The 18,929-nt window shown below is 67.2% G+C and carries 15 protein-coding genes and 2 pseudogenes; 14 read left to right on the top strand and 3 right to left on the bottom strand.

Going from position 1 to position 18,929, the window contains the following annotated elements:
• Position 1: 1 nt before the first annotated feature.
• Positions 2–2,066: pseudogene (locus tag QP166_RS19065) on the bottom strand (AsmA family protein).
• Positions 2,067–2,244: 178 nt separating this feature from the next.
• On the opposite strand from QP166_RS19065, the gene rpmI reads away from it, so the two are divergent.
• The 12 genes and pseudogenes from rpmI to QP166_RS16565 all read left to right on the top strand — a co-directional run bounded on the left by rpmI (position 2,245) and on the right by QP166_RS16565 (position 14,262).
• The gene (gene rpmI / locus QP166_RS16620; protein WP_028967242.1) at positions 2,245–2,448 is read left to right on the top strand and encodes a 50S ribosomal protein L35; all 204 of its coding nucleotides are present in this window, start codon (positions 2,245–2,247) and stop codon (positions 2,446–2,448) included.
• Between the two features lie 17 nt (positions 2,449–2,465).
• Entirely contained in the window at positions 2,466–2,831 is a 366-nt protein-coding gene (gene rplT / locus QP166_RS16615; RefSeq protein WP_159753934.1) for a 50S ribosomal protein L20, read from the top strand.
• Between the two features lie 364 nt (positions 2,832–3,195).
• Complete coding sequence (locus tag QP166_RS16610) at positions 3,196–3,483, top strand: GIY-YIG nuclease family protein (protein WP_333917369.1); 288 nt, start codon at positions 3,196–3,198, stop codon at positions 3,481–3,483.
• A 4-nt stretch (positions 3,484–3,487) separates the two neighbouring features.
• A complete protein-coding gene (pheS, locus tag QP166_RS16605; protein ID WP_333916912.1) occupies positions 3,488–4,588 on the top strand; it encodes a phenylalanine--tRNA ligase subunit alpha in 1,101 nt (366 codons plus the stop codon).
• Between the two features lie 58 nt (positions 4,589–4,646).
• Positions 4,647–7,009: pseudogene (gene pheT, locus QP166_RS16600) on the top strand (phenylalanine--tRNA ligase subunit beta).
• Positions 7,002–7,880, top strand: a complete 879-nt coding sequence (locus tag QP166_RS16595) for an aldose 1-epimerase family protein (protein WP_333916911.1) — start codon at positions 7,002–7,004, stop codon at positions 7,878–7,880. The pseudogene pheT and the gene QP166_RS16595 overlap by 8 nt, the downstream one beginning before the upstream one ends.
• 242 nt (positions 7,881–8,122) lie before the next feature.
• Positions 8,123–8,917 carry a ThuA domain-containing protein gene (locus tag QP166_RS16590; RefSeq protein WP_333916910.1) on the top strand — a complete coding sequence of 265 codons (795 nt, stop codon included), beginning with the start codon at positions 8,123–8,125 and terminating at the stop codon, positions 8,915–8,917.
• Between the two features lie 109 nt (positions 8,918–9,026).
• Positions 9,027–11,144, top strand: coding sequence for a RelA/SpoT family protein (locus QP166_RS16585; RefSeq protein ID WP_333916909.1), 2,118 nt, complete (start codon positions 9,027–9,029; stop codon positions 11,142–11,144).
• Positions 11,145–11,348: 204 nt separating this feature from the next.
• Positions 11,349–11,723: an HdeA/HdeB family chaperone gene (locus QP166_RS16580; RefSeq protein ID WP_333916908.1), complete on the top strand. Its 375-nt coding sequence runs from the start codon at positions 11,349–11,351 to the stop codon at positions 11,721–11,723.
• Positions 11,724–11,781: 58 nt separating this feature from the next.
• The gene (locus QP166_RS16575) at positions 11,782–12,153 is read left to right on the top strand and encodes a hypothetical protein (protein ID WP_333916907.1); all 372 of its coding nucleotides are present in this window, start codon (positions 11,782–11,784) and stop codon (positions 12,151–12,153) included.
• A gap of 74 nt (positions 12,154–12,227) precedes the next feature.
• Entirely contained in the window at positions 12,228–13,217 is a 990-nt protein-coding gene (locus tag QP166_RS16570) for a M48 family metalloprotease (RefSeq protein ID WP_333916906.1), read from the top strand.
• 22 nt (positions 13,218–13,239) lie between these two features.
• Positions 13,240–14,262 carry a glycosyltransferase family 2 protein gene (locus tag QP166_RS16565; RefSeq protein ID WP_333916905.1) on the top strand — a complete coding sequence of 341 codons (1,023 nt, stop codon included), beginning with the start codon at positions 13,240–13,242 and terminating at the stop codon, positions 14,260–14,262.
• A gap of 172 nt (positions 14,263–14,434) precedes the next feature.
• Here QP166_RS16565 and QP166_RS16560 read toward each other — a convergent pair whose 3' ends face one another.
• Positions 14,435–15,733 carry an aspartate kinase gene (locus QP166_RS16560; protein WP_333916904.1) on the bottom strand — a complete coding sequence of 433 codons (1,299 nt, stop codon included), beginning with the start codon at positions 15,731–15,733 and terminating at the stop codon, positions 14,435–14,437.
• Positions 15,734–15,785: 52 nt separating this feature from the next.
• Here QP166_RS16560 and ubiG point away from each other — a divergent pair, with 52 nt between their 5' ends.
• Positions 15,786–16,550, top strand: a complete 765-nt coding sequence (gene ubiG / locus QP166_RS16555; protein WP_333916903.1) for a bifunctional 2-polyprenyl-6-hydroxyphenol methylase/3-demethylubiquinol 3-O-methyltransferase UbiG — start codon at positions 15,786–15,788, stop codon at positions 16,548–16,550.
• Between the two features lie 204 nt (positions 16,551–16,754).
• Here ubiG and QP166_RS16550 read toward each other — a convergent pair whose 3' ends face one another.
• Positions 16,755–16,985 carry a hypothetical protein gene (locus tag QP166_RS16550; RefSeq protein WP_333916902.1) on the bottom strand — a complete coding sequence of 77 codons (231 nt, stop codon included), beginning with the start codon at positions 16,983–16,985 and terminating at the stop codon, positions 16,755–16,757.
• A 117-nt stretch (positions 16,986–17,102) separates the two neighbouring features.
• Between QP166_RS16550 and QP166_RS16545 the strand changes: the two genes are divergently transcribed.
• Complete coding sequence (locus QP166_RS16545) at positions 17,103–18,920, top strand: ABCB family ABC transporter ATP-binding protein/permease (protein ID WP_333916901.1); 1,818 nt, start codon at positions 17,103–17,105, stop codon at positions 18,918–18,920.
• Positions 18,921–18,929: the final 9 nt, after the last annotated feature.

The raw sequence follows: 18,929 nt of genomic DNA, 5'->3' as shown, positions 1-18,929 counted from the left end.
CTCAGAAGATGCCCAGGAATTTCTTGCGCTTCTGCCCTTCGACCTTGCCGTCGCCGACATCCTTGCGCGGCTTGCCGTTCGAGTCGCGCTGCGCGGCGGCGGGCTTGGCGGCAAGCACCGGGCCGCATTGCGCCGCCTTGGCGTCGCCCGGATCGACGAACGCCAGCAACGCGGCGACCGGGGTGGCGACGATCGCGAGCCCCAGCCCCGCCCCGGCACGCGCCACCAGTTGCGGCGAAATCACGTTGAGCGACGGCGACGCGAAATAGCCGCTGACGCCGACCGGCGACTGGCCGGAGAACAGGCTGAACTTCTTGGCATCGGCGCGGAAGGCGAGGTCGAGCGCCTCGCTCTTGAAGCTGAAGCCGCCGTTGCCGAGGATCACGTTCTTCTTGGTGTCGATCAGGATCGGATCGGTCGCGGCGACGCCGTTGCGAACGGTGAAGGCGACCAGCCCGCAATTGATCCGCACCGGCTCTTTCAACTCCTGCTCGAACATCTTCTGGATGAAGACGCCGAGGTCGATCTCCGCGAGCTGGACGTTGCGCGTCCACAGGCTGCCGTTCGGGATGACGAAGGCGATCCGCCCGTTGGCGGTAGAGAGCGAATCGTGGACCGTATCGCCACGGCCCTTGAGCTGGATGCGCCCGCGGATCGTACCCGTCGTTCCCGATTCGGCGACGCCATAGCCCGCGAGCAACTGCCCAAGCGGGGTAGGGGCGAGCCGCACGTCATAGCTGACCGCGCTCGGCCGCTGCCGCGTGTCGAAGACGGTGTCGGTCGCAAGCTTGCCGCGCGCCATCGTCATGGTCAGCGGCGACAGCGCCAGCCGCCCGCGCTCCAGATCGAGCACCATGTCGATATCGGCGATCGGCAGCCGCTTCGAGCGGACGCGGTCGACATGCCATTTCAGATCGGCATCGAAGCGCTGCATCGTGGCGATCGGCAGCGCGGCATCGGGCAGGATTCGCGCGGGCGCGGCGCCGGTCGTAGCGGCGGCGGCGATCGCGCCCTTCTCTGCGACGATGTCGGGATTATAGCCGATGAACGGCGCGGCATCGACGATGTCGAGCTGGCGCGTGGTCAGCTCCGAGATCGAGGTGCAGCCGCTCGCAATTGGCGATCGTCAGCCGTCCGCGCACGTCGCTGTCGCCGAACGTCCCGCGCAGATGAGTGAAGCGATACTCCGGCCCGCTCTGCACCAGTTGCGCGCGCAGCCGGTAGGTGCGCGTGTTCGGGATCGCCACGCCGATGATGTCGAGCAGCGTCGCGAGATTGCGCCCGCGCGCCTGCACTGCCAGCGGCACGTCCTCGAACGCCGCGATGCTCGGCAGCGTGCCTGCGACGTCGATGACGTTCCCGGCGGCGCGCGCGCGCATCACCAGCTCGTTCTTGCCGCGCGCGACCGTGGCGTCGGGCGACAGCAACCGCGCGACGACCGTGAACGGCGTCCCGCGCAGCCGACCGCCGCCATCGAGCCCAACCGCCTGGCCGATCCGCGCATCGGTCGAACGGATCGTGTCGAGCTTCACGTCGGCGAGCAATTGCAGTCGCGGATCGAGATAGCGGACCTGCGTGCCGGTGACGGTCGCCCGGTCGATGCGCGGCAGGTCGAGCGGCTTGCCGCCCTTCTTCTCGCTGAACGTCCAGCTATTGTGGTCGTGCGCCTTCGTCCATTCGAAGTCGATCGCGCCGTTGGTCAGGTCGAGCCAGTAGAGCCGGCGCTTGCCGAACAGCAGCGACAGCGGCGCGATCCGCGTATCGATCCGGTCGGCGGAGAACAGATAGGGCCGCGTCGCCCAGGTCGGATTGGCGATCGCCAGCTTCTCGGCATAGAATTTGATCTTGAGCGGCGCGAAATAGAGCTGGAAGTCGCCGCCCACCGTCACTTGCCGGTTGGTCAGGCCGCCGACGACGCGCTCGAACGTTCCTTTCAGGAACCGGCCCTTGGTGATGAACAGCACCAGCCAGACCGCGGCGATCGTCGCGAGCAGCCCGATCGCGACGTTGCGCGCGACGCGCCGCCAACGCTTTTTGGTCTGCGGCGCGGGTGCGGTCGTTGCCATTGCGGTACAATCGCGAGATCGTGGCGCGGGTTCCCTGCGGGCGCGTTGCCCGGCGGTTGCTTTCCGGGCGGCATGTCGCTATGCGGCCCGCTTCCGAGCGATCGGCGGATACGGACGGCCCGGCCAACGAGGGCTGCCGCGGCCGTCTCAGTCGAATCGCGCAGCAGAAAGGATGAAAATGCCCAAGCTCAAGACCAAGAGTGGCGTGAAAAAGCGCTTCAAGCTGACGGCCACCGGCCTTCTGAAGCATGGCGTCGCTGGCAAGCGCCACCGCCTGATGAGCCACAACGCCAAGTACATCCGCCAGAATCGCCGCACCAAGGTGCTGTCGAAGGCCGACACCGCCGCGGTGAAGGCCTGGGCGCCCTACGGTCTCAGCTGAGCGAGAAGGAATAAGATATGGCACGCGTCAAGCGGGGCGTAACCACTCGCGCCAAGCACAAGAACATCCTGGAACAGGCCAAGGGCTATCGCGGTCGTCGCAAGAACACGATCCGCGTCGCCCGTCAGGCGGTCGAAAAGGCCGGCCAGTACGCTTATCGCGACCGTAAGGTTAAGAAGCGCACGTTCCGTGGCCTGTGGATCCAGCGCATCAACGCCGGCGTCCGCGCCGAGGGTCTGACCTATTCGCAGTTCATGCACGGCCTGAAGCTGGCGGGCGTCGAACTGGACCGGAAGGTCCTGGCCGACATCGCGATGCACGAAGGTGAGGCGTTCGCCGCCATCATCGCGCAGGCGAAGGCGGCTCTCCCGCAGGCCGCCTGAGGCGATCTGACGCGAGAACGAGATGCGGGGCGTCGGTGGCAACACCGGCGCCCTATTTCGTATGTGGGGGCCGAGCGACCCACTTCCGTCATCCCCGCGGAGGCGGGGGTCCAGACGCGCAGGTTTGTCGATAGAAGCGCAACGACATGGGTTCTGGATTCCCGCCTGCGCGGGAATGATGGGAGCGGGTCACGAAGTGCGGCGCGACGGTCATGCGGTGTCCTTCACCGTCCTCACCCGACCCGTCATCCCCGCGGAGGCGGGGATCCAGACGCGCAGGTCTGGCGATAGAAGCGCAGCGACATGCGTTCTGGATTCCCGCCTGCGCGGGAATGACGAGGGGTAGCGGCAACCGTGCGTCTACATCCTCGCCAGTCGCCCGCACGGCACACTCTACGTCGGCGTCACCTCGAACCTGCTCGCGCGGCTGATCCAGCACCGCGACGGCACCTTCGAGGGCTTCACCCACCGCTACCACGTCACCCGCCTCGTCTGGTACGAAACAGCCGACACCATGGAAGCCGCCATCCGCCGCGAAAAGCAGCGGAAGAGATGGAATCGCGACTGGAAGCTGCGGCTGATCGAGGAAACGAACCCGCAATGGCTGGACTTGGCCGCACGCATCGGCTTGGACAGCGCGCATGACGGATAACACGATGACCGACACCGACGACCTCCAGACGCACATGCTGGTCGCGATCGACGCCTCCGCTTCGCTCGATGCGCTGGAGGCGGTGCGGGTCGACGCCTTGGGCAAGCAGGGGCGCGTCACGCAGCTGCTCAAGACGATGGGCGCGCTCTCGCCGGAGGAACGCCAGACGCGCGGCCCCGCGATCCACGGGCTGCGCGAGGCGGTGACGAACGCGATCGCGGCGCGCAAGAGCCATCTCGAGCAGGTCGCGCTCGACGCGCAGCTCGCCAGCGAAGCGCTCGACATGACGCTGCCCGCCGACGCGCCGCTGGCGGGGACGGTGCATCCGGTCAGCCAGGTGATGGACGAATTGGCGGAAATCTTCGCGGACCTCGGCTTCGCGGTGGCGAGCGGACCGGAGATGGAGACCGACTGGCACAATTTCGGCGCGCTCAACATCCCGGAGACGCATCCGGCGCGCGCGATGCACGACACCTTCTATCTGGCCGGGCGTGAGGACAGCGACCCGAACGATCGCGAGACGCCGCGTGTTCTCCGCACGCACACGTCGCCGGTGCAGATCCGTACGATGCTAGCGAACAAGCCGCCGATCCGCATCATCGCGCCGGGGCGCACCTATCGCTCCGACAGCGACGCGACGCACACGCCGATGTTCCATCAGGTCGAGGGGCTGGTGATCGACAAGGGGATCACGCTCGGCCACCTGAAATGGACGCTCGAGACGTTCCTCAAGGCGTTCTTCGAGCGCGACGATATCGTGCTGCGGCTGCGCCCGAGCTATTTCCCGTTCACCGAGCCGTCGGCGGAGGTCGACGTCGGCTATTCGGTCGTCAAGGGCAAGCGCGTGATCGGCGGGTCGGAAGGCTGGATGGAAGTGCTGGGAAGCGGCATGGTCCACCCGAAGGTGATCGAAGCGTGCGGGCTCGATCCCGAGGAGTGGCAGGGGTTCGCGTTCGGCTGCGGCATCGACCGGCTGGCGATGCTGAAATATGGCATGGACGACCTGCGCGCTTTCTTCGACGGCGATATCCGCTGGCTGAAACATTATGGATTCAGCGCGCTGGACGTGCCGACCTTGTCGGGCGGCGTCGGTACGCCGGCCTGATCGTCGTCTCAGCAACGATATTTAGCCTCCTGCCTGCGCAGGAGCGACGGGAACGAAAATGAAATTCACCCTCTCCTGGCTCAAGGACCATCTCGACACGACCGCGTCGCTCGACGAGATCCTGGTCGCGCTCACCAACATCGGGCTGGAGGTGGAGGGCGTCACCGACCCCGCCGCCAAGCTGGACGGCTTCACCGTCGCGCGCGTGCTGACCGCCGAGCGCCACCCGCAGGCCGACAAGTTGCAGGTGCTGTCGGTGGATGCCGGCGACGGTCCGTTGCAGGTGGTGTGCGGCGCGCCCAACGCGCGGGCCGGGCTGGTCGGTGTGTTCGGCAAGCCGGGTGCGGCGGTGCCGGCGAACGGCATGGTGCTGAAGGTCGCCGCGATCCGCGGCGTCGAGTCGAACGGCATGATGTGCTCGACCCGCGAGCTGGAGCTGGGCGAGGATCACGACGGGATCATCGAACTGCCCGAGGACGCGCCGGTCGGCACCGCGTTCGCCGATTACGCGGGGCTCGGCGATCCGGTGATCGAAGTGTCGGTGACGCCGAACAAGCAGGATTGCATGGGCGTCCACGGCATCGCGCGCGATCTGGCGGCGGCGGGGCTCGGCACCTTGGTCGCGCCGATCGTGCCCGAGGTGGCGGGCGAGGGCGCTGGCCCCGACGTGCGGATCGAGGATGCGGCGGGCTGCCCGGCGTTCTTCGCGCAGGAAGTGCGCAGCCTCAGCAACGACGCCGCGCCCGAGTGGATGACCAAGCGGCTGCGCGCGATCGGGCAGAAGCCGATCTCGGCGCTGGTCGACATCACCAATTACCTGACCGTCGATCTCGGCCGCCCATTGCACGTCTATGACAAGGCGAAGCTGTCGGGCGGGCTGGTCGCGCGTCAGGCGCGCGATGGCGAGACGGTCGAGGCGCTCAACGGCAAGACCTATACGCTGTCCGCAGGGATGACGGTGATCGCCGACGACGTCGCGGTCCACGATATCGGCGGGATCATGGGCGGCGCGCATTCGGGCGTGTCTTACGCGACCACGGACGTCGTGATCGAATGTGCGTACTTCACTCCCGAGGCGATCGCGCGGACCGGGCAGAAACTGGCGCTGACCAGCGACGCGCGGCAGCGGTTCGAGCGTGGCGTCGACCCGGCGTTCCTCGACGATGGGCTGGCAATCGCGACCTTCCTCGTGCTCGAATATTGCGGCGGCAAGGCCAGCGGCGTGACGCGCGCGGGCGAGCCGCCGCTCGGTACGCGCCACTATGCCTATGACCCGGCGCGCGCGGAGACGCTCGGCGGCCTCGCGGTCGCGCCGGAGCGGCAGCGTGCGATCCTCGAATCGCTCGGCTTCGGGGTCGATGACCAATGGAACGTCACGCCCCCGACGTGGCGGCGCGATATCGACGGCACCGCCGATCTGGTCGAGGAAGTGATCCGCATCGAGGGGATCGACAAGGTCGCCCCCGTGCCGCTGCCGCGCACCCCGGGCGTTGCGCGTCCGACCGCCACGCCCGAGCAGCGCATCGAGCGTCGCATCCGCCGCGCCGCCGCGGCGCGTGGGCTCGACGAGGCGGTGACGTGGAGCTTCCTCAGCGAAAAGCAGGTCGCGCCGTTCGGCGATGCGGCGTGGCGACTGGCGAACCCGATCAGCGAGGAGCTGAAGGTGATGCGTCCGTCGCTGCTGCCGGGGCTGCTGTCCGCCGCCGAGCGCAACCTGCGGCAGGGTGTCGAGACCGTGCGGCTGTTCGAGATCGGGCGGCGCTATCTGCCCGAGGGTGAGCGCGCGACGTTGGGCGTGGTGTTGGCGGGCGACCGCCGCGCGCGCGGCTGGCGCGAGGGCAAGGCGGCCGGGTTCGACGCCTATGACGCGAAGGCCGAGGCGCTGGCGCTGCTGGCGGCGGCGGGCGCACCGGTCGACAACCTGCAGGTCATGGGCGAGGCGGGCGCGGCCTTCCACCCCGGTCGCTCGGGCACGCTGCGGCTGGGACCGAAGACGGTGCTGGCGGCGTTCGGCGCGGTGCATCCGGCGGTGCTGAAGGCGTTTGATCTGGGCGGTCAGGTCGCGGCGGTGGAAGTGTATCTCGACGCGATCCCGGCGAAGCGCGGATCGGGCTTCATGCGCCCGGCCTATGCGCCGCCCGCGCTCCAGCCGGTGCGCCGCGACTTCGCGTTCCTCGTCCCCGCCGACGTCTCCAGCGAGGCGCTGGTGCGCGCGGTAAAGGGGGCGGACAAGACGGCGATCACGCGTGCCCGCGTCTTCGACGTGTTCACCGGCACCGGCGTGGCCGAGGGGCAGAAGTCGGTCGCGGTCGAGGTGGTGCTGCAACCCGCCGAGAAGAGCTTCACCGATGCCGATCTGAAGGCGATCGCCGACAAGGTGGTGGCGGCCGCCGCCAAGCAGGAGCGCAACTACGTGGCTGATGACTGGATCCGGATCTCGAACGGCACGCTGACGGCCGCGATCAATCCGCTCGGCGCGGAGCTGTCGTCGCTGACCGACGCCGCCGGGCGCGAGCTGATGACCGATGCCGACCCGCGTTTCTGGACAGGGCGCGCGCCGTTGCTGTTCCCGGTGGTCGGCATGACCGCCAGCGGCGCGATCAAGGTCGATGGCGTGTCCTATCCGATCGGCAAGCACGGCTTCGCACGACGCAGCGTCTTCTCGGTGATCGAGACCAGCGCGACCCGTGCAGTGTTCGCGCTCGCCGACGATCAGGCGACGCGTGCCGCCTATCCGTTCGCGTTCCGGCTGGAGGTGGCGTTCGAGGTGCGCGACGCGACGCTCGCGATCGAGGTTACGGTGGTCAACCCGGCGGACGCGCCGCTGCCGGCCAGCTTCGGCTTCCATCCCGCCTTCGCCTGGCCGCTGCCCTATGGGCAGGACCGCGCCGCGCACCACATCACCTTCGAGAAGGACGAGCCGGGCGCGCTCAAGGTGATCGCCACCGACGGCACGATCGCCGCGACCGAGCGCCCCTCGCCGCTCGACGGGCGGGTCCTGCACCTCGCCGACGATCTGTTCACCGACGATGCGTTGGTTTGGGCGCCGGTCGAGTCGCAGTCGGTCCGCTACGGCGTCGAAGGCGCACCGCAACTCGACATCGCCTTCCCCGACACGCCCAAGCTCGGCATCTGGACCAAGCCTGGCGCAGCCTATGTGTGCGTCGAGCCGTGGCACGGCATTGCCGACCCCGAGGGCTTCGATGGCGAGTATCGCGACAAGCCCGGCGTGTTCGAGGTGCCGGCGCATGGCGAACAGCGGATCACGATGAACATCACGCTGGTCGACTGAGGAAATTACCGCCGGCCCGCTTCCGCCCGGACCGGCGAAGGGTCCGTCATTGCGAGCGCAGCGAAGCAATCCAGAGCCGGACCAGGATGCCCTGGATTGCTTCGCTGCGCTCGCAATGACGGTCAGTGGTCGTTGCGCAGCCCGATCTGAGCGCGCACCCAAAAGGCAACGCCACACCCACGACCAAAGTCCGCTTCACCTCCGCCCGGCCACCGGCTAGGCTGCGGGGCAGGAGACGGATGATGCTAAAATCACTGATGATGATTGCGATGCTGGCGGCGGCGCAGGCGCCCGACAATCCGCATCTGCCCGCGCCGGTCGTCGACACCGTCGCACCGACGCTGCCCGCCGGGTTGAAGGGCGCGGTGCTGATCGTCTCCAAGACCAATGGCTGGCGGCATTTCGAGCATATTCCGCACTCCAACGAAGTGCTCGGCGAGATCGCCAAGCAGCTAGGCCGCAAGAGCTTCGCGACCGAAAATGCCGCGGTCTTCAACGATCGCGACCTCGGCCACTTCTCGGTCGTCGTGCTCAACAGCGCGAGCGGCAATTTCATGAGCCCCGATCAGCTGGCGGCCTTCGAGCGCTTCGTGGCGCGCGGCGGCGGGGTGGTCGCGCTCCACGCCGCCGGCGACGACAGCCATAAGGAGCCATGGTACGACAGCACGATCATCGGCACGACCTTCATCGGCCATCCCAACGGCGACGATCATATCCAGACCGCGCGCGTGATCGTCGACAAGCCGCAGCATCCGGTGATGGCCGGCGTCGCGCGCAGCTTCCCGCTTTCGGACGAATGGTATTCCTTCTCGAACGACCCGGCGACGCGCGGCATGACCGTGCTCGCGCGGGTCGACGAGAGCAGCTACCGCGTCGGTGGCAAGCTGGCGATGGGCGCGGCGCACCCGGTAGCGTGGGTCAATCCGCGCGCCAAGGGGCGGATCTTCTATTCGGCATTGGGGCACGAGCCGGCGGTCTATGACGATGCCAACGTCCATCGGATGCTGACCAACGCCATCCGCTGGGCGGCGCGCTGAGCCGCGACGACGGGAAAAGCGATGCCCAAACGCCACGCCGCACGGCGTGGCGGCATTTTTCTACAGTGAATTGTTGCATTGCGGCCGTAATCGACCCCATCCTCAACCTGTGTTGAGACAATATGAACTGATCGACCGGGTCCTCGATTACGACCCCGACGCCAATGAGGCGATGCTCAACCGCGCCTATGTCTTCTCGGTCAATGCGCACGGGACCCAGAAGCGCGCCAACGGAGATCCCTATTTCAGCCACCCGATCGAGGTGGCGGGCATCCTAACCGAATTGCATCTCGACGACGAGACGATCGCCACTGCGATCCTTCACGACACGGTCGAGGATACCGTCGCGACTTCCGAGGAGATCGAGCGGATCTTCGGCGCGAACATCGCGCGGCTGGTCGACGGCGTGACCAAGCTGAGCAAGATCGAGGCGCAAACCGAGAACGAGCGCGCCGCCGAAAACCTGCGCAAGTTCCTGATGGCGATGTCGGGCGACATCCGCGTGCTGCTGGTGAAGCTGGCCGACCGGCTCCACAACATGCGTACGCTGCACTTCATCCCCAAGCCGGAGAAGCGCCGCCGCATCGCCAAGGAGACGATGGACATCTATGCCCCGCTCGCCGAGCGGATCGGCATGTACGAGTTCATGAAGGAGATGCAGACGCTCGCCTTCGCACAGCTCGAACCCGAGGCGTATGAGTCGATCACCAAGCGGCTGGAGCAGCTCAAGGAGGGATCGGGCGGCGACCGGATCGCCAAGATCGGCTCGGGGCTCAAGCTGCTGATCGGCCGCGGCGGGGTTGAGGCGCAGGTGTCGGGGCGCGAGAAGCATCCCTATTCGATCTGGCGCAAGATGCAGGAGCGCCACATCAGCTTCGAGCAACTGTCGGACATCATGGCGTTCCGCGCCATCGTTCCGACGATCGAGGATTGCTACCGCGCGCTCGGCCTTATCCATCGCCGCTGGCCGGCGGTGCCGGGACGGTTCAAGGATTATATCTCCACGCCGAAGCGCAACGGCTATCGCTCGCTCCACACCAGCGTGATCCACGCCGAGAACCGCCGCATCGAGATCCAGATCCGCACCCCCGACATGCATGCCGAGGCCGAGTTCGGGCTTGCAGCGCATTGGGCGTACAAGCAGTCGGTCGGCGCGCATCCGGTCCGCCCCGACCAGCAGCAGGACTGGATCAAGGATCTCGTCGAAATCCTCGATACCGCCGAGACGCCCGAGGAGCTGCTCGAACACACCCGTATTGCGATGTATCAGGATCGCATCTTCGCCTTCACGCCGAAAGGCGAGCTGATCCAGCTACCGAAGGGCGCGACGCCGATCGACTTCGCTTATGCGGTCCACACTGATCTCGGCGACCAGGCGGTCGGTGCGAAGGTCAATGGACGCGTCGTACCGTTGTCGACCGTGCTGGAGAACGGCGATCAAGTGCAGGTGCTGCGTTCCAAGGCGCAGGTGCCGCAGCCGGCGTGGCTGAAGGTCGCGATCACCGCCAAGGCGCTTGCCGCGATTCGCCGCCACCTGCGCAACGAGGAGCGCGAACAGACGATCGCGCTGGGCCGCAAGCTGTACGACGACATCGTCCAGCGGCTGCCCACGACGCTTGCCGATCACGCGATCGACGAGGCGCTGAAGCGGTTGAAGCTCGCCGACGAGGCCGCGCTGATGCAGGCGATCGCGCGGCGTACGTTCACCGACGGTGAGGTGATGGAGGCGCTGATGCCGGGCTCGGCGGGCGCCGATGTCGCCCATGCGCCGCCGCAATCGAGCGCGATCTCGATCGAGGGGCTCGCGCCGGGCGTCGCCTATGAACTCGCCGACTGCTGCCATCCGGTGCCGGGCGACCGCATCGTCGGCTTGCGCCGCCCGGACGCTTCGATCGAGGTTCACGCGATCGACTGCCGCGTGCTCGCCGATCTGGCGGAGCGCAGCGAGGACGAAACCGACTGGATCGACGTGCAATGGGGCCACGCCACCGAGGGGGCGACCGCGCGCATCTCGGTCGAGGTGCGCAACCAGCCCGGCGCGCTCGGAATGCTCGCCACGATCATCGGGCAGCACAAGGCGAACATCATCAACCTGCGGCTCGACAACCGCGACACGCAATTCCACACCAACGTGATCGACGTCGAGGTGCATGACGCGCACCAGTTGATGCGGCTGCTCTCCGCGCTCCGCGCCGCCGATGCGGTGAATGCGGCCGAGCGGGTCTGAGCGCTTCCACGATCCACGCCACATCCGCCGACTACGCCGCACGCCATTTTGAGTATGGGCAAAGATCCCAATTTTCAATGCGATGCTCGCCACTTAACCAGACGATGGCCGATAGTTCACGATCGTAACGGAAACCAGCATCGTCCTTTCGTCGTTCCCGCCGCGCCATTCGAGAGATGGCTACGAAAGAGGAAGGGACGTATCATGAAAAAGATCGCTGCTTCGTTCGGGGCGCTTCTCATCGCTGTTGCTGCCACCGCTTGCTCTGCACAAAGCACGCCGCAAGTCGTCGAGCAGGCCCAGGTACCCGAACCGGATGGCGTCGACGGCATCGCATTGTTCAAGAGTCACAAGAAGCTCGAAACCGTGTCGTGCCGTGACTTCAATGCGCTCGACGAAAGCTATCGACCCAAGGCGGTGGTCTATGCCGCCAATTATGGTCCGAAGGGCAAGCCGCATCCGACCGTGACCGTTGATGGTGTCGAAAGCATCATCCCGGTCGTCGTCGCGCAGTGCAAGGCGCAGCCGGGCAATCACTTCGGCGCCACGGTGAAGGCGGCGATGAAGGCCGCTCGCTGATCGCCACAAGGGGGCCGCCCTGCGGCGGCCCCTTTACTTCGGGAGGAATGAAATGGCGATGGACAAGCGGGCGCGCGGATGCGCCGCGTTACTGGCGCTGACGATGCTGGCGGCGTGCGGTCAGCAGGCGACGATGACCTGCCCGACCGTCCAGGCAGGCGGCCCCGGCGACCTGCGCGAGACGGCCGACCAGCAACGCGCCACAGCCGCGCTGCTCGGCGATGGCGACGAAAATGCGATCGCGACCACCGCGGCCGTGATTCATGGCCGTCATCCGACCGCCAGCACCGATGCGATCGCCAATTATCTGGTCGTCGCTTATTGCCCGACGATCGCGGCCCGCGCCGACAAGGACGCCAGCGAGAAGGACCGATTGCTCGCCGCCTTCGCCAAACGCGCACGCCAGATCGTGGGCCAGACGGTGCGCTGACCCCGCACGGGCCCGGCGCGCGGTTGAAACTCTCGCGATGCTCCCGCATTTTCTCGCTGAGGGAGGAATCATACATGTTACGATCCATGCTGCTCGCCACGGCGCTGGCGACAACCGCGGTGCCGGTCGCAGCGCAGTCGATCTCAGCCAACGACAAGGCGCTGGGTGCGCGCGCGAACCCGGAGTTGCTGACCCAGTTCGGCGGCAAATATTCGGGTCCACAGGCGGTATATGTCGAGCGGGTCGGCAAGCGCGTCGCGGTGCAATCCGGCCTGTCGAATGCACAGGGAGACTTCATCGTCACCTTGCTCGATTCCCCTATCGAGAACGCCTTCGCGATCCCCGGCGGCTATATCTACGTCACGCGGCAATTGCTGGCGCTGATGAACAGCGAAGCGGAACTGGCGTCGGTGATGGGGCATGAGGTCGGCCATGTCGCGGCACGCCATTCGGCGTCGCGCAACCAGCGCGCGACGATCGGCGGTGTGCTGGCCGCGGTGGTCGGTGCCGCCGCGGGCAACAGTGCCGCCGGGCAGTTGGTCGGGACGGCGGCACGCGGCGGGGCGCAGCTCTATGTGCTGAAATACGGCCGCGATCAGGAATATGCCGCCGACGGTCTGGGCGTGAAGTACATCACCGCTGCCGGCTACGATCCCTATGCCGCCGCCGACATGCTCGCGCAGCTCGAGGCGCAGAGCCAGTTGCAGGCCGAGGTCGGCGGCAAGGGCGGGCAGCAGGCGCCGGGCTGGGCCTCGACCCACCCCAACAGCGCCGATCGCGTGCGGCGTGCGGCGGCGCTCGCCAAGGCGACCGGCCGCCCGCTCACCGAACCGCCGCAGGATACGACCTTCCTCCGCCAACTCGATGGGCTCGCCTATGACGAGAAGGGCTCGGGCAAGCGCATCCGCGTCGTCACCGTCAAGCGCGGCGACACGATCGACTCGCTGGCGCGGCAGATGGCGTACGACAGCCTGCAACGCGATCGCTTCATGACGCTCAATGCGATCGAAGATGAAGCACAATTGACGCCGGGGCGTTTGGTAAAGATCGTGACGCGCGGATAAGCTTCGTTTAGACGCGGGGCCCATGCATCGTCCCGCGCTTTCGGTCGTCGTTCCCTGTTATAACGAAGAGGCTACCTTGCCGCTGCTCCACGCGCGCGTCTCGGCGGCGGCGCGCGCGGCGGTGGGCGACGATCACGAGATCGTGCTGGTCAACGACGGCTCGCGCGACAACAGCTGGGCGGCGATGCAGCGGCTGTCCGCCGAGGACCCGCGCGTGGTGGCGATCAACCTGTCGCGCAATCACGGGCATCAACTCGCGCTGACCGCCGGGCTCGACCTGTGCGCGGGCGAGCAGATCCTCATCATCGACGCCGATCTGCAGGACCCGCCCGAGCTGCTGGCCGACATGCGGCTGGCGATGGCGCGTGAGCAGGCCGATGTCGTCTACGCGGTGCGGCGCAAGCGCGAGGGCGAGACGTTGTTCAAGAAGGCGACGGCCGCCGCTTTCTACCGCGTGCTCGACCGCGTCACCGACACGGCGATCCCGCTCGACACCGGCGACTTCCGATTGATGACGCGCCGGGCGCTCGACGCCTTCCTCGCGCTACCGGAACAGGCGCGTTTCATCCGCGGGATGGTGGCGTGGGTCGGGTTCCGCCAGGTGCCGTTCCCCTATGACCGCGCCGAACGCCATGCGGGCGAGACCAATTACCCGCTCGGCAAGATGGTGCGGCTGGCGCTGGATGCGGTCACCGGCTTCTCGACCGCGCCGCTGCGCTGGGCGAGCCATTTGTCGGTGGTGCTGGCGGCCTGTTCGATGCTGCTGCTGGTCTATATCGGTTGGGGCTATTTCGTCGGCGACCATGTGCAGGGCTGGACCTCGACGATGCTCGTCGTGGTCGTGCTGTCGTCGATCCAGATGTTCGTGCTGGGGATGATCGGCGAATATCTCGGCCGCCTGTATATCGAGGCGAAGCGCCGCCCGCTGTACCTGATCGCCGATGTCGCCGGCACCGCGCGCGGTCGCGCGACGCTCGGCTTCCAGGCGGAACGCACCCGCATCCCCGACGCACAGGTCGCGGGCGAGGTCGGCGGACAGGATTGAAACACCCGGGCCGGCGTAGCCACGCCTCTCGTCCTTCCCGCGCAGGCGGGAATCCAGACGCGCAGGTTATCGTTTGAGCCGAAACCCCAACGGCGCTGGAACGCCGCCTTCGCCGGCATGACGATGGATACAGGCGGTATCGCTCTAAATCAGCGCGATTACCCGCCCGACCTCACGCCGCCTCTTCGGCGTCCAGCCCGTAAGCCGTGTGCAGCACGCGCACCGCCAGCTCGGTCTCGTCCTCGTGGATCAACACCGATACCTTGATCTCGCTGGTCGAGATCGCCTGGATGTTGATCCCGCGCGCGCCCAGCGTCGTGAACATCGAACTGGCGACGCCGGCATGGCTGCGCATCCCGACCCCGACGACGCTGATCTTCGCGACGCGCATGTCGTGGATCAGCTCGCCGAAGCCGATCGTCTCGCGCGCCTGATTGAGCGCCTCGATCGAGCGCGGCAGATCGGCGGCCGGCACCGTGAAGGTCACGTCGGTCGCGCTGCTGCTGGCGCCGTTGGTGGAGGAGCTGCGGTGCGCGATGTTCTGGATGATCATGTCGACGTTGATGTTCGCCGCTGCCAGCGGTTCGAAGATGCTCGCGACCGAGCCGGGCTTGTCGGGCACGCTGGTCAGCGTGATCTTCGCCTCGTTCTTGTCGTGCGCGATGCCGGTGATGAGCTGTCGTTCCACGTCCCCATTCTCCTTGGAGGCTGCCTCCTCTTCGCCCACGATCATCGTTCCGGGCAATGTGTCCGCCATCGGAGCGTCCTCGCCGGTGAACGACGACAGCACCTGAACGCGGACCTTTTCCTTCATCGCCAGCCCGACCGAGCGGGTCTGGAGTACCTTGGCACCGACGCTGGCGAGTTCCAGCATCTCTTCATAGGTCACCTTGGCGAGTTTGCGCGCGCGCGGCACGATCCGCGGGTCGGTGGTGTAGACGCCATCGACGTCGGTGTAGATGTCGCAGCGATCGGCCTTCATCGCCGCCGCCATCGCCACCGCCGACGTGTCGGACCCGCCACGCCCCAGCGTCGTGATCCGCCCGTCCGCGGTGACGCCCTGGAAGCCGGGGATCACCGCGACCTCGCCCGCCGCCAGGCTGGCATCGAGCGCCTGCGTGTCGATCGTCCCGATCCGCGCCTTGGCGAACGCCTCGTCGGTGTTGATCGGCAATTGCCACCCCAGCCACGAACGCGCCGGGACGCCGATCGCCTGAAGCGCGATCGCGAGCAACCCGCTGGTGATCTGCTCGCCCGCGGCGACCACGACGTCATATTCGCGCGGGTCGTACAGCGGCGAGGCTTCGCGGCAGAATCCGACCAGCCGGTCGGTCTCGCCCGCCATCGCCGATACGACCACCGCGACCTGATTGCCGGCGGCCGCCTCGCGTTTCACCCGCGCGGCGACCGAGCGAATCCGCTCGATCCCCGCCATCGAGGTGCCGCCGAATTTCATGACGATGCGCGCCAATGCCGTATCCAAACGCCTTGGGATGAGAGGGGCGTCCTGATAGGAAGCGGGCATGACCGACGCAAGCGTAACAACCGCAACCATTCCCGCCGCCCCCCACGCCTCGGTGGTGGATCGCGAGGCGGTACATTTCGGCAAGCTGGCGGCGGAATGGTGGGATCCGAACGGTTCGTCCGCGATGCTTCACCGGCTCAACCCGGTGCGGCTGCGCTACCTGCGCGGCGCGATCGACCGCCATTGGGACCTCGACGACCGCAGCTTCGCGCCGCTGGCGGGCAAGAGCGCGCTCGACATGGGGTGCGGGGCGGGGCTGCTCGCCGAGCCGCTGGCGCGAATGGGCGGCGCCGTGACGGCGGTCGACGCGGCGGCGGAAAGCATCGCGGTCGCACAGGTCCATGCCGAGGGCCGCGGGCTGGTGATCGACTATCGCGCGGGCGGGGTCGAGGCGGTGGCGGGCGAGACGTTCGATCTGGTCTGCTCGCTTGAGGTCGTCGAGCATGTCGCCGATGCCCGCGCGTTCGTCGCTGGCTTGGCGGCGGCGGTCGCCCCCGGCGGGCTGCTGGTGATGAGCACGCCCAACCGCACATGGTGGTCGCGCCTCGCGCTGGTTGAAGGCGCGGAGCGGCTCGGCCAGATCCCGCGCGGAACGCACGATTGGGACAAGTTCCTGACGCCCGAGGAATTGTCGGCGATGATCGAAGATGCGGGGTTGGAGGTCACCGACGTCACCGGCGTGTCGGTGGGGGCGAGCGGCTTCACCCTGGGCGGCTCCACCGCGCTAGATTATTTCGTGACGGCGGTGCGGGCGCAGCCCTGACTGTCGTTCCCGCCAACCTGACCGTCATTCCACCACTCCAACCGTCGTTCTGCCATTCCAACCGTCATTTCCGCGAAGGCGGAAATCCAGACGCGCAGGTGGATCGATAGAAGCGAGAGGTCAGAGGTTCTGGATCCCCGCCTACGCGGGGATGACTTAGGCGGTGGTGGCTAAAGAAGGCAGCGATGACGAAGACGGGCAAAGTTACCCCTTGGCCTTCACCGAACCCCGCTCGACCATCTGCGCACCGTTGCGCTGGCACGCAGCGCTGACGACCGGGTAATCGAGGTCGTTATTTCGCGCGAGCACGTCCGCCATCGCCGCCTGGCATTGCTGGACCGTCGCATAATGCGCCGGCTCGACGCGGGCGGTGGCGCAGGCACTGGCGGCGTCGCCGCACCCCATGATTGCCATGACGAAGAACGCTGCTTCCATGTCGTCTTCCCTTCGCGGATAAAACGAGTACGCTCCCGGCTCGTTCCGATCTTCGCCCGCGTCCCGTGGCGGGACGGTTGACGCGCGTGCCGTCGCGCACGACATCCTTGGTCACCCATGCCCCCCGACAGATCGACCTCCTCCGCCGCCGAGCGCCCGCTGCTGCCGACGCTCCGCCGCTTCCTGCCCGACCTCTGGCCCGCCGACGCGCCGGGGATGAAGGTGCGCGTGGTCGGGGCGATGGTGCTGGTCGTCCTGTCGAAGCTGGTGCAGGTCTATGGCGCGCCGTTCGCATTGCAGGGCGCGGTCGACGGCATGTCGGTGCCGACCACACCGCTATCGTTCGTCGTGCTGCTGGTGGTCGGCTATGCCGCGGCGCGGTTCGGCACGACGCTGTTCGACAATCTGCGCAACACCGTGTTCGAGCGCGTCGGGCAGGAGGCGACCCGCCGGCTGGCGGCGCGCGTCTTCCGCCACCTCCACCAGCTCTCGTTGCGCTTCCACCTCGAACGCCGCACCGGCGCGGTCACCAAGGTGGTCGAGCGCGGCACCAAGAGCATCGACACGATGCTCTATTTCCTGCTGTTCAACATCGCGCCGACCGTGCTCGAACTGACCTTGGTGCTCGGCATCTTCTGGGTGAAGTTCGGGTGGCAGCTGGTTGCGGGCACCGTCGCGATGGTCGCGCTCTACATCTGGTTCACGCGGCTCGTCACCGATTGGCGTTCGGCGTTGCGCGAGCGGATGAACGACCTCGACACCGGCGCGGTCGCACACGCGGTCGACTCGCTGCTGAACTTCGAAACCGTCAAATATTTCGGCGCCGAGGAGCGCGAGGCGCAGCGCTACGACCGTGCGATGCGCGCCTATGCCGATGCGGCGGTCGTCAGCGAGAACAGCCTTGCCTGGCTCAACATCGGGCAGGCCGCGATCACCAATGCGATGCTCGGCGGCGGGATGGCGTGGATCGCCTACGGCTGGAGCCAGGGCCGCTTCACCGCGGGCGAGGTGGTGCTGGTCTCGACCCTGCTCTCGCAGCTGTTCCGCCCGCTCGACCTGCTCGGGATGGTCTATCGCACGATCCGGCAGGGCGCGATCGACATGGGCGCGATGTTCGACCTGATCGACACGCCGTCCGAAGTGGTGGACACCCCCGGCGCGCCGGCGTTGCTGGTGTCGCGCGGTGCGGTGCGGTTCGAGAACGTGATGTTCGGCTATGACGCCGGGATGCCGATCCTGAAGGGTATCGACCTCGACGTGCCTGCCGGCACCACCTGCGCGGTGGTCGGTCCTTCGGGGGCGGGCAAGTCGACGCTCGCGCGGCTGATGTACCGCTTCTACGACGTCAGCAGCGGGCGAATCACGATCGACTTGCAGGACATTGCCAGGGTCGCGCAGCCATCCTTGCGCGCCGCGATCGGGATCGTCCCGCAGGACACGGTGCTGTTCAACGATACGATCGGCTACAACATCGCTTACGGTCGCGCCGACGCCGATCAGGCCGCGATCGAGCAGGCAGCACGCGGCGCGGCGATCGCCGGCTTCATCGAGCGTCAGCCGGACGGTTATGCCACGCGCGTCGGCGAACGCGGGCTGAAGCTGTCGGGCGGCGAGAAACAGCGCGTGGCGATTGCGCGCACGTTGCTCAAGGACCCGCCGATCCTGATCCTCGACGAGGCGACTAGCGCGCTCGACAGCCGCACCGAGGCCGAGATCATGGAAACGCTGGAGGCGATCGAGCGCGGTCGCACCACGATCGTGATCGCGCACCGGTTGTCGACGATCGTCAACGCCGACCAGATCGTCGTGCTGGAAGCCGGTCGCGTCGTGGAGCGCGGCACGCATGCGGCGTTGCTGGCTGAGGGCGGGCTCTATGCGGAGATGTGGGCGCGACAGGCGCAGGAGCAGGAAGAGGAAGCGCTGGCGGTGGAGTGACCGTCAGCA

The organism is Sphingomonas sp. LR60 (assembly GCF_036855935.1).
GTDB lineage: Bacteria > Pseudomonadota > Alphaproteobacteria > Sphingomonadales > Sphingomonadaceae > Sphingomonas.
Note: the sequence above shows the minus strand (reverse complement) of the source record. Positions and strands in the feature narration are given on the sequence as shown.

Coding starts and splice junctions, on each gene's coding strand:
- rpmI (WP_028967242.1), top strand. CDS start 2,245: ATGCCCAAGCTCAAGACCAAGAGTGGCGTGAAAAAGCGCTTCAAGCTG.
- rplT (WP_159753934.1), top strand. CDS start 2,466: ATGGCACGCGTCAAGCGGGGCGTAACCACTCGCGCCAAGCACAAGAAC.
- pheS (WP_333916912.1), top strand. CDS start 3,488: ATGACCGACACCGACGACCTCCAGACGCACATGCTGGTCGCGATCGAC.
- QP166_RS16590 (WP_333916910.1), top strand. CDS start 8,123: ATGCTAAAATCACTGATGATGATTGCGATGCTGGCGGCGGCGCAGGCG.
- QP166_RS16580 (WP_333916908.1), top strand. CDS start 11,349: ATGAAAAAGATCGCTGCTTCGTTCGGGGCGCTTCTCATCGCTGTTGCT.
- QP166_RS16575 (WP_333916907.1), top strand. CDS start 11,782: ATGGACAAGCGGGCGCGCGGATGCGCCGCGTTACTGGCGCTGACGATG.
- QP166_RS16570 (WP_333916906.1), top strand. CDS start 12,228: ATGTTACGATCCATGCTGCTCGCCACGGCGCTGGCGACAACCGCGGTG.
- QP166_RS16565 (WP_333916905.1), top strand. CDS start 13,240: ATGCATCGTCCCGCGCTTTCGGTCGTCGTTCCCTGTTATAACGAAGAG.
- ubiG (WP_333916903.1), top strand. CDS start 15,786: ATGACCGACGCAAGCGTAACAACCGCAACCATTCCCGCCGCCCCCCAC.
- QP166_RS16550 (WP_333916902.1), bottom strand. CDS start 16,985: ATGGAAGCAGCGTTCTTCGTCATGGCAATCATGGGGTGCGGCGACGCC.
- QP166_RS16545 (WP_333916901.1), top strand. CDS start 17,103: ATGCCCCCCGACAGATCGACCTCCTCCGCCGCCGAGCGCCCGCTGCTG.